Below are 23,188 nucleotides of genomic sequence, written 5' to 3' on the forward strand. Positions count from 1 at the left end.
ATCTGTCGTGGTTTGTCGAGTTTCAAACTAAATAAATTTCAACCAGTTATGTATTTACAAAGCAAAAAGGCCAGCATTATGCTGACCTTTAGTATACGAAAACAGACGAATTAGATAACGCCAAGCTCTCTTAGGCGCTCCATTAGGTACTCGTTTGCTGTGTACTTTTCAGAAAGAACCACTTCTGGTTTCGGGTGCAAGAAAAGTGGCAGTGAGATACGAGACTTTTCTAGGCGTGCGCCAGTTGGGTTGATAACGCGGTGAGTCGTTGATGGGAAGTAACCGCCAGATGCTTCTTGCAGCATGTCACCGATGTTGATGATCATGTTACCGAAGTCACACGGTACATCTAGCCACTCGTCATTTTGAGACTTAACTTGTAGTCCAGGCTCGTTAGCCGCTGGTAGAACAGTAAGAAGGTTAATGTCTTCGTGTGCTGCAGCGCGGATTGCTCCTGGTTCTTCATCACCTTGCATTGGTGGGTAGTGAAGTACGCGAAGCAGAGTTTGTTCGCTACCATTGATCATTTCTGATAGAGCGATAGAGAACTTCTCTTGCACTTCTTGAGGTGCGTGCGCTTCAACCCAACCTAACAACTCTTGAGCAAAAGCATTAGCACGTTGGTAGTAATCTAGAATCTGTTCTTTAAGCTGCTCAGGAATTTGCCCCCAAGGATATACGTGGAAGTACTCTTTGATGTCTTTTACTGTGTGGCCCTTTGCAACTTCAGATACTGAAGGTGGAAAATAACCATCTTGTGTTTCAACATTGAAGTGGAAGTTTTCTTTCTCTTCAGAGATGAAGAATTGGTACCAGTTCTCGTAAATTGACTCAACAAGCTCTTTTGGGATTGGGTGATTTTTCAGTACGCCAAATCCAGTTTCACGTAAAGAGCGAACAAATTGTTCTGCTGCGTCGTCAGCAAGATAATCGACAGTTTCCAGTTTCATGACTTTCTTTCTTGTTATGTAGTGATACGGGGATTTTATGGTCCGCTTTGTTGTAAATCAAACTTTAGTGAAACTCTCGCAACCGTTTGTCTAGATACTGGGCGATAACGCTACTTTTCAACAAATTTGGTAATCAAAACCCAATTGAACAGCGTTCATTATTGTGTAACTATACATAAAACTTATATAGGATCTGATGATGACAATTACGCCACTTGCTCAAAATAGACCTCTACTTTCGCTCACTGTTTTGTATCTCGTTGTTTTTCTTTTCTCAGCGTTTGCTCCCTCTTCGAGAGCCGTATGGATTGCGGAAATCGTACCGGCATTAATGATTCTTATCGGTATTTGGTGGCTATCCACTAAATTAACATTTTCAAAAACCGCTTATGTTTTGATGTTCATTTGGTTGGCACTGCACACGATTGGCGCTAAGTACACTTTTGCGGAGGTACCGTTCGATTGGTTTAATCAGTTAATTGGCTCTGAGCGCAACAATTTTGACAGAGTCGCGCACTTTTCTATCGGGCTTTATGCCTACCCACTCGCTGAGTATCTTATTCGGAAGAAATTGGCTCAACCCGTGATTGCGTGCTTCTTTGCACTGTTTGCCATCATGAGTGTTGCGGCAGGCTATGAAATTATTGAGTGGTGGTATGCTGAAATCGCAGGTGGTGATGAAGGTATCGCTTTTCTTGGTTCACAAGGTGATATTTGGGATGCGCAAAAAGACATGCTATGTGATACGACCGGAGCTATCGTCTCACTGCTGCTTCTAAAGCTTCAAGGACGTACCAAAGTTTAGCCGAACACTTCGTTAACTCAGTTTATTCAAGACTCACTTTCAAATGCCACATGCCCTATACGCTGTGGCATTTTTTGTGTTTTAGCTTCAAGGCTATTTCATAGTGACCTTACCACCCACGAATTTAAATGCGGGTGTGCCTCGTACTAAGGTATCTCGAGCAAACTCAATTCCACATTTAGGGCAAATGCACGGCTCTGTAGTAAAGTCTTCGACAATCCTTTCCTTAAAACATTTTACGAGCGCACCCTTACCGCCTTTTCGATATTTGAATAACTGTGTTTTGCATTTCGCGCAAAATATTTGAACGGTTTTCGTAGGTTGCTTCTTGTTTGGTTTCGCCATAAAGGTAACGTGCTGATTCTTATTGTTTAAGTTTAGGCGCTACAAGCACTAAGCTTATGCCGACTAATATGATGGTTGATGAAATAACAAATTGCATGGTGATAGGCTCCGAGAGCAACATCACGCCGCCGAGCGTCGCAATAACCGGAACCGAAAGCTGTGCGATTGATGCCACGACAGTATTGAGCTTCTTCACTACGTAGTACCACAAACTGTAACCAACCCCTGAAGCTACAGAACCAGACAATACGGCATAAATGAACCCTTGTTCAGACATCGAAATATCAAGAGCTGAACTTGGTACTACTAGCCATGGTGAGATAAACACCAAGACAATCAATGAACAGAACCCAAAGTTGGCCGTTGTTGACAGCAGAGCATTTGAAGATCGCTTTCCGGCCAAGGTATAAATACCCCACCCGATACCTGCCAATGACATTCGCGCAATTGAAACTAAATCAGGTGTATTGGTTGTGCTGGTCGGCATTAACAAATAAACAAGTCCTGAAACAGAGAGCAAACAACCCGCCCACTCAATCAAGGACATCTTATTACCTGAGATGAGATGAGCCGCAATCATGGTAAATTGTACTGCAACAAACAACACTAACGCGCCAAGCCCTGCTCCCAGTTCTAAATATGCAAACGAGAATCCGAACATATAAACGATCAATGACACGACAGAGACTAGACTGAATTGAGATTTGAGCTTAGAAAACAGCGATGTAGGGCTAAGTTCAGCTGTGTTATTGCGATTGTGGGACGCTATACCTAGCAAAATCAATAGAGTAAACGCGCCAGATAAAATACGTATAACGGAGAAACTCAAAGGATCGATGGTTTGATCCATCAATGCCCATCGGCAGAGCACTGAGTTGGCCGCAAAGGCCACCAGCGTAATTAATGTCACTAAGACGGTTTGCATTATTGTTCCCTTGCCCTTGCCCTTGCCCTTGCTGACGCTATCCGCATATTAATCAACGTCAGGTTTAACCCAAACTTGGCTAAAGTCGAACCAACCAAGCGCATTACACTTCGCGTTTTGCAAGGTGCCACATTGGTCTTTGTTTACCCCTAGCCAACAATGGAACATGGGAATCAATTGATTGCTTTGTACCAGTTGCTTACCAAGCTGCCTTGCTGGGAACTGCTCAAATTCACCAGAGCGCCAACGATCGATCATATGGCACCACTGATCAAAATCTTCTGCTGGGCTCGACTCATCAAGGAAACTGTAATCCATAAGCCAGCATGCCAACGCATCGTCTCTGTTGTTTGCAATTCCCATTGGGTTTATCCAAATATCTACATCGTCCGCATGCGGTGGATCGGTTTCGTAACCGAAAAGCTCAACATCAACGTTATATTGCTTGAGAACCGTCACTATGGCTTTCGCGAGCGTAGGAAACATCGGGTGTTGGCACTGATAGGCTAACTTTACTGCAGGCTTAGTATCGGCTGGTGGACACTGCGGAACTTTTAACTTGATATCGTACCAACCAGGCTTGATGCCATAAGCATGCAATACACCCAGATCAATGACGGTCTCTTTGGGAATGTGTACAAAAAGATCGGCAGCATTTAGCGCATTGGATAAAAACTCCGCCCATGCAGGGTCCTTCGCGATACCTTTCTTTCTGTTGAGCAATAGATACGTACATCCCGGATCGAGCTCTACTTCATCGCTATCTCCGCGATCAGCCATAACCGGCTTAGAAAGGCTTGGATAAACCATGGACGAATAGGCTTCATCCACGACCCACACCTCGACACGATCAATCAGCGGTCTAAAGCCAAAGTAGCCATTGAAAGCGGTTAATACGAGTTGTTTTTCGTCATTCTTTTCAATGCGATATGGACCAGTACCAATTGGACGAATATCGTAGTCCTCGCCACGTAAAATCATCGGCAACGTTACTTTTGCGACGGATTCAGTGAGCGCGAGTGGGAAGTATTTATCCGGGCGCGTTAGAAAGACATCAACGACGCAATTGGCCGGTGAGGAAACATCTTTAATATGAGAGAACATATTAAGTGGCTCGAGTGCTAGCAGTGTATCAACGACGTGATTTGTCATGAGTGGCTCACCATTATGGAAGCGCACACCGGGTCTCAAGAAAAACCGCCATTGATAGTCACTGATTTGCTGCCAAGAGTGGGCAAGATCAGGCTGGAGCTGATCGTTTTCATCCAAACGCGTCAAACCACTGAAGACTTGGCAGGCGATGTGTTGTTCTGAGCGACGCATCGACTTTGTCGGATTAAGCATGGAAAGCGGGCGATAATAAGGCAAACGAATGACCTGTTCACCCTCTTGATATTGAACTCCGAGGTAGTTTTGGATAACTTGGGTTAGCTTTGCAGCATTTTGGTCAAGAACGGATAGCGCTTGTCCAATCTTACCTTCTTCTAAGTAGCGCCTTGCCAAGTTTTCACTGACGTCACAGCGGTTTTGCTTAAAAATCAGTTGAGATAACTTACCTCGACCAGCCGCAGGTAACCACTCTATCCAGCCCTCTTCTTCGAGTTTATTGAGTACCATTCTGGCGTTTCGACGTGTACAACAGAGTACATCTGTTATGTCATCAAGCTGAACATCAGCGTCTTTACCATCGAAGTATTCAAACAGGGTTTCAAATTGAACGCGAAGTCTTGGGCTACTCATAAAGAGGAAAACTTATTCAAGGGATAATGAATTCAGTTTCCTCATTTTATTAGTGAAAATCAATCTAACTGATAATGTTTTTACTCAGAAATATCGAATTTGAGTAGGTAAGTTTACTTTGACTAAGATAGCAAGCCAGCAAAGCGCTTTGCAGACATTGGGTTACATCACATCACAACCAATTTCATTGGCGATGTCGCGAAGCTGTTGTTCATCGTCTAACTTTATTGACCACTTACATTCAGAGCCATTGGCTGAGATGACATTTGCCCCTTTTCCGATCAGTTGAATCGCATCGACTTGAGCTTGAAGCGTGACTCTATGTTCACCATCTAAACGAACAACAAGTTCGTGCGCTGTTGCAATGACTTTTCCATTTTTAAAGGTTATGACCATGGATTTCTCAAACTAGAATTGTGGTTAGTTAACGGGGATCAATCTGGTGGTCACAATGGTGCCACCAATAATCGTTCGTTTTATCGTTTGTGCTTTTTTACTGCAATGGTTAAACGGCTTGTACAGACCAAGCGTTGACGCTCGTCAGTAATATTTATCTGCCATACTTGTGTCGATACACCAAGGTGAATTGGCTCAGCGGTGCCGATAACATGCCCTTCACGCATTGATCTTACATGATTAGCGTTGATGTCGAGTCCAACACAGTAGTAGCCTTCTGGCACACAGAAATTTGCCGCTAACGAGCCCAACGTTTCTGCAAGCACGACGGAAGCACCACCATGAAGCATACCAAGTGGTTGGTGAGTAAAATGACAAACGGGCATAGTCGCCACTAATGAATTATCGTTGACCTCGGTATAAACGATGTTGAGGTGCTCAATTAAGGTATTTTTTGAGGTCGCGTTGAAGGTATCTAGGTCAACAGGCTTTTTCCAAATGGTCATGCAGTTTCCTTAATTTTTGTTATCGCTTGAGCAGAGTTTGTTATTGGTGTCTGTTCTTGTCTTACATCTAATAAGTTATCTTATAGCTATTAGCCATTACGCAAGTTGATGTTAACATGCATAAAAACCGAATACACAGAGGATATTGTATGACGTCATGGATGAAGTTTGCCTCGCTTCTCACTCTCGCAGGCTTAACCGCATGTAGCGCTTCTCCAACAGGAAGAAATCAATTGCTGCTGTTTTCAGACAAAGATATGTCTCAACTTGGCGCGCAATCTTTCGAACAGATGAAGAAAGAGCAACCTATTAGTACAGATGCAAAAACAAACGCCTATGTACAGTGTGTAGCGAACAGTATTACTCAACACATTCCTAAGCAAGGTTTTAGTGAATGGGAAGTCGTTGTTTTTGATAGTGACCAAGTAAACGCGTTTGCCCTACCGGGTGGTAAAATTGGTGTATATACGGGGTTACTTAAGGTCGCAGTGAACCAAGACCAATTGGCTACCGTCATCGGACACGAAGTCGCGCACGTTTTAGCTGATCACAGCAACGAACGTTTGTCCCAATCACAGATCGCCAATACAGGTTTATCGATTACGAGTGTCGCTCTGGGTTCATCTGAATACAAGCAATATCAAGGGATGACCATGGCCGCATTAGGCTTGGGTGTTCAATATGGTGTGATTCTGCCTTATGGTCGAACTCAAGAGTCTGAAGCCGATATTGTTGGCCTAGAATACATGGCGCAAGCTGGCTTTGACCCTAAACAGAGCGTCGATTTGTGGCAGAACATGGCGAAAGCGTCAGGTGGAAGCCAACCACCAGAGCTTCTTTCTACTCACCCTTCGCACAGTACTCGTATTAAGGACTTACAGTCAAAAATAACAACGCTACCTCAATCGAATGTAGCAAGACCAAACTGTAAGGCATAATGTAAGTCCGGATCGCTTTACCAACACGACTCGGTGATGACTCAATAAAAACGCCCTAACCATTTGGATAGGGCGTTTTTCGTTTAGTGAGATTCTTGCTCTGACATTGACTCTATCGCAAGAGTATTAAGTACCAAGGATCTGTAACGGTAGGCTTAGTAGCTGGTCGCCTGTAGAAGCGAAATACCAAATAACGCCGATCAAACTAGACACTAGACCTACATACCAAAGGAAAGAAACTACTTGGCCATATCTATCTAGTGGTAATAAATGGCTATGGTGGCGCCCTCTCCATTCAAACAGTATTTCAACGCTACCCATAATCAATAAGAAGCCAAACAGCGTTAGATTCAACTGATAACTTAGAATAACGCCGCCTACAGCCGCTGCGACACATAGAACGATACCGAGCACACTGTTCATCGAAAAGCTGATACTTTTTAGAACATGACCACCATCAAGTGGCAAAATCGGTAGTAGGTTGAATAAGTTAAGTAAGGCATTAAATACCGCAAGACCTGCAAAGAACATCTCACCTGTCACCCAATACAACACGGTGAACACAAGCGATAATATTAGTCCAAACAAAGGCCCCATGATTGAGATAACCACATCTTGCCATCGTGTATTAATCTTTTCATCAGAGAGTGCTAAGCCACCAAGGAATGGGATTAGATAAATACCTTTCGTTTTCATACCAAAGTATTTCATGGCTCTGATATGTCCATATTCATGGAACATCAAGCAAGCGATCAAAGCGAGAGCGAACTGAATAGAAAATAGCCACGAATATGCCGCCAAACTCGCAGATGCAAGCACTACTTTAATCAACTTAGCGCTCTTAAGCGCTTTCATTCCAAGCGATACTAACCCAATCAAACTAAAGCGCTTTTCCGGTTTAGGTGCCACAACCGGAGTTTGCTGCTCGATGTCTTTAGTATTCCGACTTCCTTCGGTAACGACTTGTCCGTTAACCAGCGCCTTATAAACCATCTCAAAAGGTTGCCACTGAACCGTAGATTCCACGTGACACTGCAACGTTTCTTCGCCAGAACGAAGCATAAATGTATGTGTTCGCACATCACCATCTTCCGAAGTCGCATCTAATTGAGACACTAGTGTGTTGTCCCAAAATAGCTGCTGCCACCCTGCCATCGATCCTTCTAAACGAAGTGGTTTACCAAGAAACTCTATCGCGAGTAATTCCAAACTATAAATTCCAATTAAATAACCATCAAAATGAGCTGATATTATGCCGATTTAGGGAATGACGGTAAACAGAAACAAAATCGTTACATATCGAGCTGTTGAACACTATTTATACCGCAACGGTGCATAAACACTCTGGTCACACCTCCAACCACAAACAAACCATTGATTGCATTTATAATATTGATGTTAAAGTGCCGCCCCTAAAAAATATAAGTTCACAAAATAACAACTCTTTCTTTGACTTTATATAAAACATGAATTTAACATGCTGTTTACATTAGAGCTTCAACACCAAAAATGCTCAGTGTGTTTTCAAACCATAATAACGAAATTCGATGCCCTAGGAGGGTCAAGGATGAAAACAATACAACGCTCTCTCGTTTCACTTTCGGTGCTATTTGCATGTAATTCACTTGCCGCTGGCTTCCAAGTTGCTGAGCATTCTGCCTCAGGCCTTGGTCGCTCGTTTTCTGGTGAAGGTGCAGTAGCTGACAACGCGAGTGTACTAGCGAGAAACCCCGCCGCAATGACCCTATTTGATACAGCCCAGTTTTCAGGCGCGGTTTCTATCGTTGATCCAGAAGTAGACATCACACAGAAGAATGTCCCAGGTTCTGGCGGTCAGAGTCAGAAGTCCAGTGATGTGGCGCCTCTGCAAGTTGTTCCAGCTGCTTACTACATTAGTCCAATCAATGATAAATGGGCTTGGGGTATCGGTATGTTCTCAAACTATGGTGTAGCGACTGACTACCCAGACGATATCTATGCTGGTGATCTCGCCGGTGATACTTCTCTGATCTCTGTTAACATCAATCCAAACGTAGCATATCGAATTAACCAACAATTCAGCGTTGGTGCTGGCGTGAACTTTGTTTACGCTGAGGCAGAACTGAACCGTCACCAAGGTTCAATTTCTAACATTACCGGTGATCCTGCTTCTACCAAGCTGATTAGCATGACGGGTGAAACTTTTGCATTCGGTTGGAACGTTGGTGCGCTATATGAGCTAAACGAAAACAATCGCTTCGCTATCGCCTATCGTTCTGAAGTTGACCTAGATTTTGATGATGGTGACTTTAACGATTACACCGGAAGCATCGTACAAGGCAGTGCTACATCTACAACAGGTCGTCTTAAGATCACGTTACCTTCGATTATAGAAATCTCCGCTTTTCACCAACTGACTGACCAGTGGGCAATTCACTACGGTTGGCAGCAAACGGGTTGGAGTAGCTTCAAAGAACTTAAAGCAACCAGTCCAGATTGTGTAAATGGTGAATGTTTCAAAAAGACTGAACACTACGACGATAACAACCGTTACTCATTAGGTGCGACTTATCAACTGAACCAAGCGTGGACTCTGCGAGCTGGTCTTGCATACGACGAACAAGCGGGTGAAGCGACATTAAGTATCCCTGACAGCGATCGTTTCTGGTACAGCGCCGGTTTAACTTACCAGTACAGCCCTAACCTTTCGTTCGATGCTGGTTTTGCCCTTGTACAAAGTAAAGATGGTGACTTCAAAGAAACCAATGAACTAGGCCAAGAGCTTGAGTTCTCTGGCGATGCAGTTGCGTACCTATCTGCGATTCAAATGAACTACACCTTCAACTAAACGGAATTACAAAACATGAAAAAGTTATTTAATGTTTCGCTGCTTGCTTCTGCAATGTTTCTTGCTGGTTGCGGTGACGACTCATCAAGCTCTGGCGCATCAACCGCAATTCAATATGAGCAATATATTCAAGATTCACTTGCTCAAGCGACTAACATCAAGTTTCAGTTAACAGGTGCAGATGTCGCAGTTCCTCTTCCAAGCTTTGCATTGATGGATACGACAGACGGCACACTGGGTCTGCCGACTAGCGGTGATGACTCATTGACCAACCCTATCGCAGCAATGAACACTATGGACGGTTGGTCGACTTCTATGCCGATCATCATGGATTTTGAAGGTGCTGGATTAGCGGATGGTGCTGCGACTGGTGGCGTTTATCTTTTACAACTTAGTGGTTCACTTACATCTGAGACCACACCAAGTGTTACAAAGGTATTGACGCTAGGTATTGATTTTGAGGTCGAATCTAGTTCTGCAACTGACACGTTCACGATCAAATTTGATGATTCACTTGATGCCTCCAGTGAGTATGTGTTGGCTCTGTCAAACGAACTTACGGATGTGAATGGTGATCCTGTTGGTATGTCAGCAAGTTACGCTGCACTAAAATCGAGTGCAGTGATTTATACCGAAGGTAGCCTTGCTCAAGCTCAACAAGTCACTCAAGGGGTTGAGAAGATCTTCGCTGGCGCGACAGCAGCAGGTGCAATTAACCTTGATACAGAGAACATCATCTATTCAACTTGGTTTACTACTGAGTCTGTTGGAGACACGCTATTTGCTACTAAAGGCGCTACGGCAACAGGTTTGGCAGCGACAAACCTAAATGGTGTCTGGAAAGGCAGCGCAAACCCTAACTCTGTCGATCTTACGGCAGCTTACACAATGCAATTCGGTTCTACAGAACTCTTCACTACAGCATTAGCAAACGATACAGACTTCGATAAATATGTTGCTGGCGGTGACGCGACAACTATCGCTACTCTAAAGGCTGCGATTAACGGACTATACGGTGGTACTGACAACGTTGATGTGACTCAGGGTTTCGTTCAGTTACCTTATTACCTAGAAACCAGTATTAGCGAATGGAATTCTCAGCCATTCGAATCAGGTATGCCTAGCTTAGCTAAAGTATCAAATGCTCTAAGTGATGCTAACGAGCAAGCTAACATGGCTGCTCAATTAGTCGCTGCAGGTATCGATACTAGTGTATTAGCGACTGACCAAACAGAACAGCTTAAACTGGTTGGCCTAAACCTGACTTTAGCAGATGGTTCACCACTTGATAGCGAAAGAGTTATTACGAAATACTCTCCAGTTCCTCAGGTAAAATCATTAGAGTCTGTAGAGTTTTTGTTATTTACACCTAATGGTGCAGATCCTACTGATGTGGTGATTTACCAACACGGTATAACCTCTGCTAAAGAAAATGCTTATGCGTTCGCTTACAATTTAGCGAGAGCTGGCGTTGCTGTTATCGCAATTGACTTACCAATACATGGTACGCGCAGTCTAGATGATACCCGTTCAGCAAACGCAGATGTGTTGGCTTACTTGAACCTTGCTAACCTACCTGTAGCTCGCGATAACGTACGCCAAAGTTCATTGGATGTAATGGGCTTAAGAGCCTCTTTAACTGCTTCTTTGCAAGCTGGTTTGCTTGCTAGTTCACCTTTGAAAGCATTTGCTGGCTCACAGGTTAAATTCTTAGGTCATTCATTGGGTGGTATTGTCGGAACAACTGCAGTTGCATCATCTAACCGAACGCTAGGTAGTGCGACTGCCGATGCTTTATATAGCTTCAGTGCTGCGGCTATTGAAAACTCTGGTGGACAAATATCTAACCTTTTGTTGGGTTCACCGTTCTTTGGACCGCAAGTTAAGCATAATGTAGCTTTGGGTGCTTCTAGTGATTACGCAAGTTTCGCTTCTGCAAGCTGCACAGGTTTAACAGATCAAGTTTGTTATAGCACGTTTGAAGATAATGCTACGCCGGAACAACTAGCTGCAATGACGGCCGCGTTCCAACAGTTCGCTTATGCGGCACAAACCGTGTTAGACACTATTGATCCATATAGTAATGTTGATTACTTGCTAGCAGCTTCTACTCAGATGCCTATTTATATGGGGCAAGCACAAGACGACCAAACAGTGCCAAATACTGTTGCGGATGCACCTTTTGCTGGTACAACACCGCTCGCTACGAAACTTGGCTTAACGGTGGTAGATGCAAGCAATACATCACCAAACGGCACTAAAGACTTTGTTAAGTTTAGTGATGCGGCATCGCATAGTACATTTGTTGCTCCGCAAGATGACACTACGCCTATGCCACTAGATTTAAACCATCACATTAGCATGCAGACACAAGCTACAGATTTCTTGGTAAACAACGCTTTATCAGCAGGCTCAATTAATGGAGCGGTATTGGAATAATAACTCTCCCTCACTAAACCAAATGCCAGCCTAACCGCTGGCATTTTTGTTCCTGTGACTAGCTAACCTTCCCTAGTTAACCGTTTGCATAAAACTTTAAAACACAAATGGTTGATCTCAGCTAAAATTAATCAAGACAGAATACCGTACGACCTCTTTCTTTATTGTAAATAAAGTGGATAATAGCCCCGTAATTTAATACCTAATAAATGTGAGTCCATTATGTCTTCTGAAGCTACTATGCTAGAACGCTGCCAATCTAAATGTGAACTATGTGGTTCTGATTCTTCTCTTACTGCATACGCAGTGCCGCCACACAGCCACGTAACAGTGGATCACGGCATCATGGTATGTGACAAATGTCTTGGTGAGATTGACGATCCTAAAGATATCAACCACTGGCGTTGCCTGACTGACAGCATGTGGAGCCAAGAGGCGCCAGTTCAAGTAACGGCATGGCGTCAACTTACTCGTCTGAACACAGAAAGCTGGGCTCAAGACGCACTAGACATGATGTACCTTGAAGAAGAAACGTCAGTTTGGGCACAAATCGGTATGTCTGCTGATGACAAACCTCTTGACGTGAACGGCGTTGAACTTAAGAAAGGTGACGACGTAACAGTAATCAAAGACCTGCCAATCAAAGGTACTAACCAAGTGATTAAGCAAGGTACTGTTATCCGTGGTATCAGCGTTGGTGACGATCCTAAGCTTGTTTCTGGTAAAACAAACGGCGGTCAATCAATGTACGTAATCGCTGAGTTCTGCCGTAAGAAGTAATCTTACTGTAAGAAAGTGATAGAAAACGAAAAGGCGCTAATTAGCGCCTTTTTTCTTGGAAAAATTTAACCTATTCCGTTGTTCTAGAAACCACTGCCTACGTTAAAGTAGATAGCGCGTTCTTCATGGCTTTGCGCATAATCCATCCCAAGGTGCAAACCGTAACGTCTCGCGATTTGGTATCGAAAGCCGACACCTCCGGCATTTACGGTACTGTCATGGCTTATGCCGTTATCTTGCTTTGCAACCCCTGAACCGTAAAACCCAGACACCTTCCAACGATGAGTGATGCTATACGTCAATTGGCCTTGGATTGTTTCAATCTCATCTCCTTGGTACCGATAAGATGACACGCCGCGTAACGACACGTACGGTTTCGCTGTGGGTGATACAAACAGGTCTTGCTGTTCGAAGCTTTGATAATTTGCGGCCAAGCCTAACGTCCATTTATTGGTAATTGGGATATAGGCTTCGCCATCTATGTTCAAATTTCGGTAATTGTAATCACTGCCAATCGCTTCGTCGTACACCATGTAATCTGCAGACAATTTGTAACCTTTGGTTGGATAAAATAAATTATCTCTTGTGTCATATTCAGCCTCCAACCCTAAGCCTGAAGTAACCGATTCGTTACCCAAAATTCGGTCTAAAACCATGTTATCAAATTCAATCTCAGACTTAGCTAATAACTGCTTTATCCCCAACATCCAAGGCGAATGCCCAATCCGGAACTGCACCTTTTGTGAAAGTACGGCTACCGAAGTTGATGTGCCTATTCTAAGGTTATGATCTATGGGGCCCCAGTTGATTGATGTGTACAAATCCAAATTCGCAACGCCAAAGCCGCCTCCTCCTGTGTAACGAATGGAATCATTCATCCAAGATCGTCTATGGCCACCAAATACAAACCAAGTTTCGTTCTCTGTCCCTACTGCGCCCACTACTGACATTGCTGAGGGTACTAACTGCGCACCACCATCTATGGCAGAAAGAGCAGCCTGTTTTCGTTGTCGCTTTTCCTCATCCGTCTCATGTAAAAACAAACCAGCCACACCGCCGCCGTACCCCACCGCAGGTTCGGTAATCAAAATTGGGATAGGTAAAAAGCCATGTGCGTTTTCCGCAAGGTGATGCCCCATATCAAATTGACCATCAACAGGATCATAAAAAGATGCGAAAGAAGATGTTGTAAACCAAAAGCAGGAAAGAAGAACAATGCCGCCGCAGCGAGTCATAAAATTGGCCTCATAAAAAAGGCCGGGTGACGAAACCCGGCCGAAAGTTTGCTTCCTTGCAATAAACATAGAAATTAAACACTTATTGCCAATAAAGGGGGTCCTTAATCGACGGGCATAGAATAGGCCAAATAATGGTGTTGCCCTACTCCTATATAGAGGGTCAAACCCATCAAATATTTAGTTTCTCTAACGAGATAAGGCTCAAAAAGCGGATACAAAAAAAGGCTCTAAGTGAGCCTTTTTTAATAATACAGTATGAATAATGGTTAATATGAATATTGCAAACCATTGCAATAGACCAAAAGCTACAGCCGATAGTTGCTGATTAAACGCTCTCGGTATTCTGAAATCACTGAAGTCAAAGAGCCCTTGATATCACTGACCTGTTTCGAATGAGGGCACCACAGGGCGAAACCAAATTTGAACCCTTCAAATAACTCAGCAGCTTGAATAGGTTCAATTTCATGTTGAGAAAATTCTGGGTCAGAGAAAAATGATTTAGGTAAAAGTGCCCAACCCAAGCCTTTTTCAACCATTTTGATCATCAACGCAAGTTGGTCAATCTCTTCGTGGTCTGAGCTTACGATTATTTTTTCCGACATCCCTTCTTCGATTAGGGCTCTCAACACAAACTGTTTAGAGTTTCTTAAAGCTACAAGCACATCTTCTTTGTCTAGGTTGCTAAATTCACCACCTTTTTGTACGAACGGATAGAACTCAATATGTCCTAAAAAAGTTGCGTCTAAACTGTGCATCGCGCGGCTATCATGAACATTCACCAAACCAAAGTGGTACTCACCATCCTGTATCCCTTGCTTGATCGCTTTCTTGTTACGAACCAGAAAGTTGACTCGCATCATTGGGAAGTCACGTTTGAGTTGCTTTCGAATATCGACAAGGACACGCTGAGGAATCACGCTCGAATACGCGATTGTGATGTTTTCTAATCCACCATAAGAGAGGCTCAACGCTACCTTGTCGAAGGTACGAGCTTGCTCAATGGTTTGCTTGGCATAATGGTAAAGAAGATGCCCGTCTTCTGTGGGCTCTACCGAGCGACCTATTCTTTCAAAAAGGTTTACTGCGAGCTGGTCTTCAAGGTTAGTGATCACCTGCCCGATTGTTGTTCTGTGTTTATTGAGTTTAACGGCGGCTTTGCTGAAGGAAAGCTGGTCATAAACGGTAACGAACGCGAGAAGTTGTTCAATGCTGAAATTCATTTTGTTGTGCTTACTTTTAATCGTTATCTATTTAAATTATCACAGGTTGACGAAATATCTACTTTGTCAGAATAGTATTAGTGAAAATAATTCGTCGATTTGAAACAAAAAAACCTACTTAAGCCAGTAGGTTTTATCATTGATGTTAAACGAATAACTTAAATGTACTCGATAACTCGAGCCAAATAGTTAAAGTCGCCTGAATCACCGTGGTAATTACGGTAAACATCGACACTAAAATATCTAGGTTGGTCCACTTGAATATGCTCAGCAATTCGCTGCTCGATGGATTCTAAAGTTTCACCTGTTTGCGAGTAGATGTATTTCTTGGTGGTCTTTTGAAGCTGGCGTTCTTTGGCTTCTTTGTGTGTGACGTAATTGTTCACGTCAACCCACTTACCAATGTAGTCAATCGCCACGTAGTCTGAATTTTCTTCAACCATGAACAACGCCGCTTCTTGTTGAACGTCGGCCAGTTGTAGCATGTCGTTATCGACTTTTTGCTGTTCCATTGAGGTCACATTTTGTGCCATGGCAGCGCTAGACGTTGCCATGATAAGTAGCGTTAAAGCTGTTTTATTCATTTTACAATATCCCTAAATTAAGGTAATTCTGTTACCCAAGGTTTACCCTGAGTTGCTTTGTGATAACCATATTCGTATATGGTTAATAAGTAGTGTTCATCAAACATGTCTTTGGTTCGTTTGGCGTAACCAAAATCGTGCTCGATGTAAGTAAATTGCATATCAATGTTGTTGATTTCACTGATGTATTTCATTCGATATAAGTCACCACGCGTTTGTGCAAGAGTCAGGCTTGATACGCTCTTTGCTACTAAATCTAGACCCTTATCTCTCAGCGAGTGGTACGGCGCTTTCAGTGCTCCATTTCGAATAACATCGAGCTGTGGTGGTTTTTCTAACCCAAGAGCATCTGATATCTGCTGATAGTCGAAGTTAGATGGATTGAAAAATACTTGAGCGGCTAAACCACCATCGACGTGAAGTTCTTCATAACTTTTACCCTCATATTCCACATTGATAAACTGCGGTGGGAAGACTCCAGGAATGGAAGCACTTGCTGCTAAAACCTTATATATAAGTTCAGACTTATCTGGCATGTCACTATTTGCAATTGCACCCACATTCCAAATGACAAGCTCTCCAGAATCAAAGTGCGTGCTACCAATAAACAAACGCTTACCGCTGCGGTGTCGCGCAGCAATTTGCTCGATCATCGGTTCAGGGAACGCCTGAGCGATAAATTGATTCAAGTTTTTACCGTCAGTAAAAGCATCTTTAAACACGGTGTTCAAAAAGTTCTTTTTGCCAAGCACTGATTTGTCATTAATGTTTAACATCACCTCCTTCATCTTCGGAAATGCATCTCCGCCGATGAATACAAATGGTGCCATTAGCGCTCCTGCACTGATGCCAGTCACTATTGAGTAGTCTTTCAATTGGTCAGATTCTTCCAGCCCTATCAAGATACCGGCTCCAAAGGCTCCGTTCGCGCCGCCTCCTGACAAAGCTAAGATATTCAGTTGCTCACCTGACACGCTAATTGGCGTCGTTTGAGCGGTTGGAGAGTATAAGAAGTCTGGGTTCTCACTCGCCCAAATACGCAATGGCTCTTTTACTGATATCGCTTCTTCTACAACCACTTCTTTGTAATTGTCTTTGTGTACGCGTACATCCAACGTGTGGGGTGAGCTACATGCCACTACAAGTAATGACAAAGCAACGGTAAAACCCGAGGAAATTAGACGGTTCATAATTAGGCTCATTTAATGTTCTCTAAAATGATTCAGAGATTCTGTTTAATAAAAAGAAAAGCTATAAACAGAGAAGTTAATAAATAGGGATAAAGTGAAGTCCGTCTCTTTCTGGCGGTAATATAGCTAAGTTTAGGCTTAGTTCGTAATCTCGTTTGTAGGACGCTACCCATCGAATTGGTACACCCTCACCACTATCGGAGTTAAACGCTCTACCCGATTTTGACCACGTTGAAATCGTGGATAGGCTCTACAAATTCATATTGTGCATTGATCGTTTGTAGCTCCCAAGTGCCATAACTTTTAGTTAGCTCCAACACACCATAAACCGCGTTATTGGCATGTCGGAATGCAGCAACGGGAGACATTCTCTTTATTAACCCTGCTGTAAAAAGGCCAGAGATAAGGTCACCGACACCAACCGGTTGTTGAGTAAATTCAATGTTCGGTCGTTGGGCTAAATAACATGCCTTTTTCGTTGCCAGGATCATACTGAATGCGTCATCGGGTAATGAGTGAAGATGCTTCACAAGCACCATCTTTGGCCCAAGCTCCAATGCTTTCTTACAAGCTGTAACCGCGTCATAAAGGGAGAGGATTTTAATGCCGGTCAATTCACTTAGTTCAAATTGGTTTGGCACGATGACATCGGCAATAGGCAGCAAGTGTTTGGTAATGGCGGTTTTAACGCCAACCTCAACGATACAACCTTTATCTGGGTCACCCATTACAGGGTCACAGACATAGAGCGCACTGTGGTTCTTTTCTTTAACTAGATTCACCGACTCGGCAACTGCTTTACATTGGTCTGCACTTCCCTGATAACCCGATAGGATCGCACCACAGTCTTTCAGTACGTTGATGTTGTCTAAGCCTCGAATCAAGTTTCTGATATCATCTGAGCCGAATGTTTGCCCAGTCCAACCTTGTTGATATTGAGTGTGATTAGAGAACTGAACAGTGTGGATTGGCCACACATCGAGTCCCATTCTTTGGATTGGAAAAACCACAGAACTGTTTCCTGCATGCCCATAAACCACGTGAGATTGAATAGAAATAATGCTTTTCATGCGTCGCTCTTTCAGTTTGAAATGGATTTGAATACTTGGATAAGACGACTAAATAAACACAACGGAACATCAAGACAGGCATTTTTATCGGTCTAACCACTGTGCTTATTTGGTCGGAATAGCCTCGACATCGCCGAGGCTTATTCTTAACGATTTGGACGTTATCGGCTTAAAATCATGTATTCGATTCTAAGCCTCACTTGAACTTATGCGCCTTGAAATTCGGCGAAGTGCTCGTCCAACACCTTGCGAGTTGCGCGGCCAATCAGTTCGTACTCATGGTGAGTCAGGTTAGCTAGTGATACACGAACAGATGCGTGTACTACATCGAAGCCTTTTCCTGGAAGCAAGATAACGCCAGTTTCGTGTGCAAGTCGGAACAGGAAGTCTTTGCCCTTCTCGTTCGCTTTGAACCATTCAACGAAAGCTGGGCCGTACAATTTGCCACCCAAAGTGTCGAGCTCAAGCAATGTGTAGTAGTCCACACGATCTTTGTTTTCTTCAATTTCGATACCCATGTTTTTGTACAGAGTTTTGTAACGTTCGCGAATAATGCGTTTGCACGATTCTTTGTAGTTTTGCTCTGAATCCATTAGGCAGTTCAACGAGAACAGCGCCATTTGAACTTGTTGTGGTAGTGAAAGACCAGCAGTGTGGTTTAGTGCAACACTGCGGCTGTCTGCAACGATGCGGTCAATGAACTTAATACCACGCGGTTCTGGGTCTAGCGTTTTGTAACGATCATCCAGTTCCAGTTGACGTGATTCTGGTAGGCTGCGCATTGCATCATCGAACACGTTGTTGTGCTGAATCGCAATTGAGCCAAGGCGCCAGCCTGTCGCACCGAAGTACTTAGAGAATGAGTAAACACAAAGCGTGTTGTATGGAAGTTTGGCAAACAGAGAAACAAAATCGTCTGCGAATGTGCCGTAAACATCATCTGTGATAATGAACAAATCACTACGTTGTGTGTTGACGAAGTCTGACAGGTTATTCAGAGTCTCATCAGAGAACTTCACTGATGCCGGGTTCGCTGGGTTCACCACACACAGCAGTTTAATGTCTTTGTCTTCAAGCTTCTCGATTTCAGACATAGGTAGCTGCCATGTTGTTTCATCTAAACGAAGCTCTACAATCTCTAGCTCGTATTCTGAAAGCTCAGGGATTTCTAAGTAAGGTGTGAAGATTGGTGTGATTAACGCAACCTTATCGCCTTTCTTCAGTAGACCGTTGTTAAACATGGTTTGGAACGTGTACGTCATTGATGCCGTACCACCTTCTGTCGCAAACAGATCGAAATCCGTCGTCATTGGCATAGGGCCGTACATCTCTTCTGCAATGTATTGTTTTACAACACTTTCGATATTCGTCAGCATGCGTGGCGGTACTGGGTAGTTACACGCTAAGTACGCGTTCACTAGTTCATTCAAGAACACTTGCTTTTCGATACCTAAGCGATCTTTTGCGTAGCTCAGAGCTTTTTCAATGAATTGAACACCTGGGTTCTGCTGATTGTTGTTTGCGTAAGAATCAAAACGCTCAACAATACCTACACCATCTGGAATGCCACCAAAGCTACCATCCAAATATGAATACGTGCGCTCCGCTTCCATTACTGCGAATTCACCCAAGCGAATAAATGCTTTACGTGGCAATGTTGCTAGGAAATTTGGATTACCACGACCTGCATCTAATAAAGCGCGGTCTGGCACTGCTTGAGCAACTTCAATTAGTTTGTCTTTTAATTCAAATGGGCTTAAATCAGCGAATTTTGAAAAGTCGATATTTGTATTTTGTGTAGTCATAATATTTACCTAATTAAATCTTGAAAACTATAATTATTAATTCGTTTTACTTAAGTGTGGTTATTCAGCCCTATCCAATGAGATAATTGACTAGGACTTTTAATAAATTTAAATATTTCTGGTTATTTAACTTATAACGAGTTTGTGGTTTTAATTACATACCAGCATTAACAGTAATGATCCCGACGATAATTGGGCCCCATAGAGTCAGTAACACGTTGGCTACGGCGTAAGTTACAGTGAAAGAGAATACTGGCGTTGCATTGCCTGTTTTTTCCATCAATGCAGCGAACGCTGGGTTTGCACTTCGACCACCGGTTACACAACCTAAAGCTTCTACTGGGTTCTTAATCTTCAATACAAAGTACGAGAAGAAGAACGAAATAATCTGTGGAATGATGGTGACCGCCATACCCAAAAACAGAAGTGACATGCCGTGTTCTTTAATAGTGTCAACTGCTTGAGGGCCGGCTTCTAGGCCAACAATGCCAACAAACGCTGCTAAACCAAAATCACGAATGAAGTTTGCTGCTCCCGCTGGGAACTGAGCCACATGTGGGTTTCGGCTACGTAACCAGCCAACAAGCAGGCCAGAGATCAAACAACCTGCACCAGAACCAATCGTTACGGGAATACCTGCAATCTTAAAACTGATTAAGCCGATAAGTAGACCCAGAACCATACCGAAACCCAGTACGATGAAATCAGTCATGGTTGCTGAACCCATGCGCTTACCGATGTGTTTTTCAACTCGGTTGATGTCTTGAGCGGTGCCTGTTAATTGAATAACGTCGTTTTTCTGAACAATCAGATCATCAGTAATGGCGACTGAAGTACCTTCACGGATGTAATCAGTCACATACACGCCACGGAATGAACGTTCGTTTGAGCTGTCTTTAATTTCTCTTAAAGAACGACCAATCAGCTTGCGGTTATCAGCGATAAGTTGACGATTTTCTTCAATAACTTCATAGCTTTCCGGTAATGCTACTTCATTGCTTTGAGCCTTGCCCTGTAACTCATGAACCGCATTTCTACGACCGGTAACCACAACAAGATCGCCCGCTTTAAGTGCTGTGAACTTGTCTGCATTCAGCTCTTTTCCGTCGCGATCAATAAGTTCGATACACGCAGCAAGTGATGATTGATTCAATTGCGCTAGAGTTTTTCCAACCAGTTTGTCGTCATTAGTTACTTTAAAAGCACGTGTCACTAAAGCGGTAACTGCGTTAAATTCGCCATCTGCTAAATCGCGTTTACCGTTGGAGTTTTTTTCCTCTAGTGCGATAGCTTCCGATCGGATATCCCACTTCATCAGTGTTGGGAATACCCAAGTCACCATCAAGATTGGACCTAATGAACCAAAGATGTATGTTACAGCGTAACCAACAGCAACGTTAGTTTGCATCAAGTGTTTGGCTTCTTCAGACACACCACCCAAACGTGCGATCGCATCGCCTGCAGTACCAATGATCGCAGACTGAGTTAAACCACCAGCCGCTAGGCCCGCAGCAGTACCTCTGTCTAGGTCAAATAACCAAGCAGCAGCAAGTACACACAATAAGCCTGAAACCGTCATAACAACCGCAGACAACAGTATGTTGATGGTTCTAAAGTTAAGCGCTTTAAAGAATTGTGCGCCGCCTTGATAACCAACAGCATAAATAAAGAGCGCAAAGAAAATACTTTTTACGCCGGGATCAATCTGAACACCAAATTGCCCAATAATTACGCCCATTAATAATGTTCCGGCTACACCGCCTAAAACAAATCGGCCGATAGTAATTTTACCAACCATATAACCCAATGAGAGTGTAATAAATAGTGCGACAAATGGTGCCATGTCAAACAGATTAGAAATAATGTCCATGACAAATTTACTCTTGTTACTAAATATAAGGAGTAAATAATCTAACGAATAACTTAATAATGATATTTGTTGGATTATTCAAAATAAATAAAGCATCTCGTTGCTTCGAACCGAATATTAAGAACAAAAGGCTTTATTATGTAATCTCATTTGATGGATCAAATCATCACTTTAACGGTTTGGCGCGTTCTTGAAGTACAATTCACATCTGAAGTCATTGTTTTTAATGGAATTAGATTAAAATAGAAAAAGTTGATAATTTTCGAATTCAATTTCAATTAAGTGTTTTCCCACCCAAAGCTTAAACCTACCTTTCCTTTTTCTACTGGCTTAAGGCACTAAACAAAGGCGTGCTTAGCATAGTCACCAAGTTAGGACGGATTTTTGATGGATCCGATCCTCCATAAGCGATTATCACAATAAATGTAACTCCGCTATCGTTACATTCATCAAACAAATAGAGAACAAAACCATGAATACCATGCCGCATGAGCTTGTATGGGGAGAGGTTTACTTTCCACCGCTATTACTGGTTGTCGCATTGGCTTACGTGTTGACGATCTTAACCGGCTCAATTGCAACCAGACTAGGGCTTCATAAATATGTCGCGCTTCCTGCATTAGCTGAGTTAAGCCTAATCGTCATTTTTACTGGCATCATCGGCCAATTCATTACCATTTTTTGAGGCAATTCCTGTGATAAAACGTTATCTCATTACACTTCTATTATTCTCAGCCGCTGGCTCTGTCATTTATGGTTATTACCAATCTTATTCAAGCAACCCTTGGACTAGAGACGGCCAGGTGAGTGCTTATATTGTCTCTATAACACCACGTGTCACAGGCCAAGTAACCAAAGTTCATATTGATGATAACTCTCAAGTGTCCAAAGGCGATATTCTGTTCGAAATCGACCCAAGCCTTTACCAAGCGACCTATCACAAGGCCCTAGCCTCTCAAAAACAAGCCTTAGCATTACTTGCAAAAGCAAAGAATGAAGAGCAACGCGCACTGAACTTAGAAAAAAGAACGCCAGGAGCGATTCCAGTTTTAACGCTAAACAACCTCAGTAATGCGGTTGAGACTTCCTCTGCGAACGTTCAACTGGCTAAAGCAAACGTCGAAGAAGCACAACTGAATCTTGAGTATACAAAGGTGTATGCGCCAACTAATGGTTATATTACTAATCTAAGCCTACGTGAAGGTTCACAAGTAGTCGCAAACACGCCCGTTGTCGCGTTAATTGATGAGGATAGCTTTTGGATTGAAGGTTATTTCAAAGAGACAGACTTAGTTGGAGTCGACGTTCAAGACACTGCCTATGTGACACTGATGATGCATAACAATGTTCAACTAAAAGGACATATCAAAAGTATTGGTTTTGGTATCGCCAAGCAAGATGGGAGCACAGGCAATGACTTATTGCCAAATGTGAATCCAAACTTCCAATGGATACGCCTAGCTCAACGCATTCCTATAAAAGTGACGTTAGACGAAAGACCAGAAGATTTACAACTGCGTGTTGGCATGACTGCCTCGATCAAAATAATCAAATAGTTAG

At 43.1% G+C, this 23,188-nt stretch carries 21 protein-coding genes; 7 read left to right on the forward strand and 14 right to left on the reverse strand.

Annotated features, from left to right (window positions below; all coding sequences use genetic code 11):
• Positions 1-110 precede the first annotated feature (110 nt).
• Positions 111-950: an isopenicillin N synthase family dioxygenase gene (locus OH460_RS03040; protein WP_269994950.1), complete on the reverse strand. Its 840-nt coding sequence runs from the start codon at positions 948-950 to the stop codon at positions 111-113.
• A 199-nt stretch (positions 951-1,149) separates the two neighbouring features.
• On the opposite strand from OH460_RS03040, the gene OH460_RS03045 reads away from it, so the two are divergent.
• Positions 1,150-1,755, forward strand: a complete 606-nt coding sequence (locus tag OH460_RS03045) for a DUF2238 domain-containing protein (RefSeq protein ID WP_008221455.1) — start codon at positions 1,150-1,152, stop codon at positions 1,753-1,755.
• A gap of 93 nt (positions 1,756-1,848) precedes the next feature.
• Here OH460_RS03045 and OH460_RS03050 read toward each other — a convergent pair whose 3' ends face one another.
• The 5 genes from OH460_RS03050 to OH460_RS03070 form a co-directional block, all read right to left on the reverse strand.
• Positions 1,849-2,100: a hypothetical protein gene (locus OH460_RS03050; protein ID WP_269994952.1), complete on the reverse strand. Its 252-nt coding sequence runs from the start codon at positions 2,098-2,100 to the stop codon at positions 1,849-1,851.
• Positions 2,101-2,119: 19 nt separating this feature from the next.
• Complete coding sequence (locus tag OH460_RS03055; RefSeq protein WP_269994954.1) at positions 2,120-3,025, reverse strand: DMT family transporter; 906 nt, start codon at positions 3,023-3,025, stop codon at positions 2,120-2,122.
• Positions 3,026-3,073: 48 nt separating this feature from the next.
• A complete protein-coding gene (locus OH460_RS03060; RefSeq protein WP_061030959.1) occupies positions 3,074-4,765 on the reverse strand; it encodes an SgrR family transcriptional regulator in 1,692 nt (563 codons plus the stop codon).
• A gap of 162 nt (positions 4,766-4,927) precedes the next feature.
• Entirely contained in the window at positions 4,928-5,161 is a 234-nt protein-coding gene (locus tag OH460_RS03065) for a DUF3389 domain-containing protein (protein WP_008221462.1), read from the reverse strand.
• 80 nt (positions 5,162-5,241) lie between these two features.
• On the reverse strand, positions 5,242-5,667 hold the full coding sequence (locus tag OH460_RS03070) for a hotdog fold thioesterase (RefSeq protein ID WP_004738033.1): 426 nt from the start codon (positions 5,665-5,667) through the stop codon (positions 5,242-5,244).
• Positions 5,668-5,816: 149 nt separating this feature from the next.
• Here OH460_RS03070 and OH460_RS03075 point away from each other — a divergent pair, with 149 nt between their 5' ends.
• Positions 5,817-6,605, forward strand: a complete 789-nt coding sequence (locus tag OH460_RS03075; protein WP_008221465.1) for a M48 family metallopeptidase — start codon at positions 5,817-5,819, stop codon at positions 6,603-6,605.
• Between the two features lie 126 nt (positions 6,606-6,731).
• Here the strand turns inward: OH460_RS03075 and OH460_RS03080 are convergent, their stop codons facing one another.
• Positions 6,732-7,814, reverse strand: a complete 1,083-nt coding sequence (locus OH460_RS03080; protein WP_061030962.1) for a site-2 protease family protein — start codon at positions 7,812-7,814, stop codon at positions 6,732-6,734.
• Positions 7,815-8,172: 358 nt separating this feature from the next.
• Between OH460_RS03080 and OH460_RS03085 the strand changes: the two genes are divergently transcribed.
• The 3 genes from OH460_RS03085 to OH460_RS03095 all read left to right on the forward strand — a co-directional run bounded on the left by OH460_RS03085 (position 8,173) and on the right by OH460_RS03095 (position 12,651).
• Positions 8,173-9,432 carry an outer membrane protein transport protein gene (locus OH460_RS03085; RefSeq protein WP_116870668.1) on the forward strand — a complete coding sequence of 420 codons (1,260 nt, stop codon included), beginning with the start codon at positions 8,173-8,175 and terminating at the stop codon, positions 9,430-9,432.
• A 15-nt stretch (positions 9,433-9,447) separates the two neighbouring features.
• Positions 9,448-11,871 carry a VolA/Pla-1 family phospholipase gene (locus tag OH460_RS03090; protein ID WP_269994965.1) on the forward strand — a complete coding sequence of 808 codons (2,424 nt, stop codon included), beginning with the start codon at positions 9,448-9,450 and terminating at the stop codon, positions 11,869-11,871.
• 222 nt (positions 11,872-12,093) lie between these two features.
• Positions 12,094-12,651 (forward strand): PhnA domain-containing protein, encoded by a 558-nt coding sequence (locus tag OH460_RS03095; RefSeq protein WP_017060062.1) that lies wholly within the window; start codon positions 12,094-12,096, stop codon positions 12,649-12,651.
• 83 nt (positions 12,652-12,734) lie between these two features.
• Here the strand turns inward: OH460_RS03095 and OH460_RS03100 are convergent, their stop codons facing one another.
• From OH460_RS03100 to aspT, 7 genes are all read right to left on the reverse strand, one after another.
• A complete protein-coding gene (locus tag OH460_RS03100; protein WP_269994968.1) occupies positions 12,735-13,886 on the reverse strand; it encodes a BamA/TamA family outer membrane protein in 1,152 nt (383 codons plus the stop codon).
• A 308-nt stretch (positions 13,887-14,194) separates the two neighbouring features.
• Positions 14,195-15,109 carry a LysR family transcriptional regulator gene (locus OH460_RS03105; RefSeq protein ID WP_269994971.1) on the reverse strand — a complete coding sequence of 305 codons (915 nt, stop codon included), beginning with the start codon at positions 15,107-15,109 and terminating at the stop codon, positions 14,195-14,197.
• A 158-nt stretch (positions 15,110-15,267) separates the two neighbouring features.
• Positions 15,268-15,693: a hypothetical protein gene (locus tag OH460_RS03110; protein WP_269994973.1), complete on the reverse strand. Its 426-nt coding sequence runs from the start codon at positions 15,691-15,693 to the stop codon at positions 15,268-15,270.
• 17 nt (positions 15,694-15,710) lie between these two features.
• Positions 15,711-16,883 (reverse strand): patatin-like phospholipase family protein, encoded by a 1,173-nt coding sequence (locus tag OH460_RS03115; protein ID WP_269994975.1) that lies wholly within the window; start codon positions 16,881-16,883, stop codon positions 15,711-15,713.
• Between the two features lie 212 nt (positions 16,884-17,095).
• Positions 17,096-17,953, reverse strand: coding sequence for a pyridoxal kinase PdxY (gene pdxY / locus OH460_RS03120; RefSeq protein ID WP_269994977.1), 858 nt, complete (start codon positions 17,951-17,953; stop codon positions 17,096-17,098).
• Between the two features lie 206 nt (positions 17,954-18,159).
• Positions 18,160-19,758 carry a bifunctional aspartate transaminase/aspartate 4-decarboxylase gene (locus OH460_RS03125; protein ID WP_050633312.1) on the reverse strand — a complete coding sequence of 533 codons (1,599 nt, stop codon included), beginning with the start codon at positions 19,756-19,758 and terminating at the stop codon, positions 18,160-18,162.
• Positions 19,759-19,912: 154 nt separating this feature from the next.
• Positions 19,913-21,628 carry an aspartate-alanine antiporter gene (gene aspT / locus OH460_RS03130; RefSeq protein WP_269994981.1) on the reverse strand — a complete coding sequence of 572 codons (1,716 nt, stop codon included), beginning with the start codon at positions 21,626-21,628 and terminating at the stop codon, positions 19,913-19,915.
• A gap of 472 nt (positions 21,629-22,100) precedes the next feature.
• Here aspT and OH460_RS03135 point away from each other — a divergent pair, with 472 nt between their 5' ends.
• Positions 22,101-22,313, forward strand: a complete 213-nt coding sequence (locus tag OH460_RS03135) for a DUF1656 domain-containing protein (RefSeq protein WP_050648674.1) — start codon at positions 22,101-22,103, stop codon at positions 22,311-22,313.
• Positions 22,314-22,323: 10 nt separating this feature from the next.
• Positions 22,324-23,184: an HlyD family secretion protein gene (locus tag OH460_RS03140; protein WP_050633309.1), complete on the forward strand. Its 861-nt coding sequence runs from the start codon at positions 22,324-22,326 to the stop codon at positions 23,182-23,184.
• Positions 23,185-23,188: the final 4 nt, after the last annotated feature.

Source organism: Vibrio sp. Makdt, assembly GCF_027587015.1.
Classification (GTDB): domain Bacteria; phylum Pseudomonadota; class Gammaproteobacteria; order Enterobacterales; family Vibrionaceae; genus Vibrio; species Vibrio chagasii_B.

What these genes read in the sequence shown, in the direction of transcription:
- OH460_RS03115 (WP_269994975.1), bottom strand. Translation starts at nt 16,883, where the DNA reads ATGAACCGTCTAATTTCCTCGGGTTTTACCGTTGCTTTGTCATTACTT.
- OH460_RS03110 (WP_269994973.1), bottom strand. Translation starts at nt 15,693, where the DNA reads ATGAATAAAACAGCTTTAACGCTACTTATCATGGCAACGTCTAGCGCT.
- OH460_RS03045 (WP_008221455.1), top strand. Translation starts at nt 1,150, where the DNA reads ATGACAATTACGCCACTTGCTCAAAATAGACCTCTACTTTCGCTCACT.
- pdxY (WP_269994977.1), bottom strand. Translation starts at nt 17,953, where the DNA reads ATGAAAAGCATTATTTCTATTCAATCTCACGTGGTTTATGGGCATGCA.
- OH460_RS03090 (WP_269994965.1), top strand. Translation starts at nt 9,448, where the DNA reads ATGAAAAAGTTATTTAATGTTTCGCTGCTTGCTTCTGCAATGTTTCTT.
- OH460_RS03135 (WP_050648674.1), top strand. Translation starts at nt 22,101, where the DNA reads ATGAATACCATGCCGCATGAGCTTGTATGGGGAGAGGTTTACTTTCCA.
- OH460_RS03075 (WP_008221465.1), top strand. Translation starts at nt 5,817, where the DNA reads ATGACGTCATGGATGAAGTTTGCCTCGCTTCTCACTCTCGCAGGCTTA.
- OH460_RS03050 (WP_269994952.1), bottom strand. Translation starts at nt 2,100, where the DNA reads ATGGCGAAACCAAACAAGAAGCAACCTACGAAAACCGTTCAAATATTT.
- OH460_RS03070 (WP_004738033.1), bottom strand. Translation starts at nt 5,667, where the DNA reads ATGACCATTTGGAAAAAGCCTGTTGACCTAGATACCTTCAACGCGACC.
- OH460_RS03040 (WP_269994950.1), bottom strand. Translation starts at nt 950, where the DNA reads ATGAAACTGGAAACTGTCGATTATCTTGCTGACGACGCAGCAGAACAA.
- OH460_RS03060 (WP_061030959.1), bottom strand. Translation starts at nt 4,765, where the DNA reads ATGAGTAGCCCAAGACTTCGCGTTCAATTTGAAACCCTGTTTGAATAC.
- OH460_RS03065 (WP_008221462.1), bottom strand. Translation starts at nt 5,161, where the DNA reads ATGGTCATAACCTTTAAAAATGGAAAAGTCATTGCAACAGCGCACGAA.
- OH460_RS03085 (WP_116870668.1), top strand. Translation starts at nt 8,173, where the DNA reads ATGAAAACAATACAACGCTCTCTCGTTTCACTTTCGGTGCTATTTGCA.
- OH460_RS03095 (WP_017060062.1), top strand. Translation starts at nt 12,094, where the DNA reads ATGTCTTCTGAAGCTACTATGCTAGAACGCTGCCAATCTAAATGTGAA.
- aspT (WP_269994981.1), bottom strand. Translation starts at nt 21,628, where the DNA reads ATGGACATTATTTCTAATCTGTTTGACATGGCACCATTTGTCGCACTA.
- OH460_RS03055 (WP_269994954.1), bottom strand. Translation starts at nt 3,025, where the DNA reads ATGCAAACCGTCTTAGTGACATTAATTACGCTGGTGGCCTTTGCGGCC.
- OH460_RS03125 (WP_050633312.1), bottom strand. Translation starts at nt 19,758, where the DNA reads ATGACTACACAAAATACAAATATCGACTTTTCAAAATTCGCTGATTTA.
- OH460_RS03100 (WP_269994968.1), bottom strand. Translation starts at nt 13,886, where the DNA reads ATGACTCGCTGCGGCGGCATTGTTCTTCTTTCCTGCTTTTGGTTTACA.
- OH460_RS03105 (WP_269994971.1), bottom strand. Translation starts at nt 15,109, where the DNA reads ATGAATTTCAGCATTGAACAACTTCTCGCGTTCGTTACCGTTTATGAC.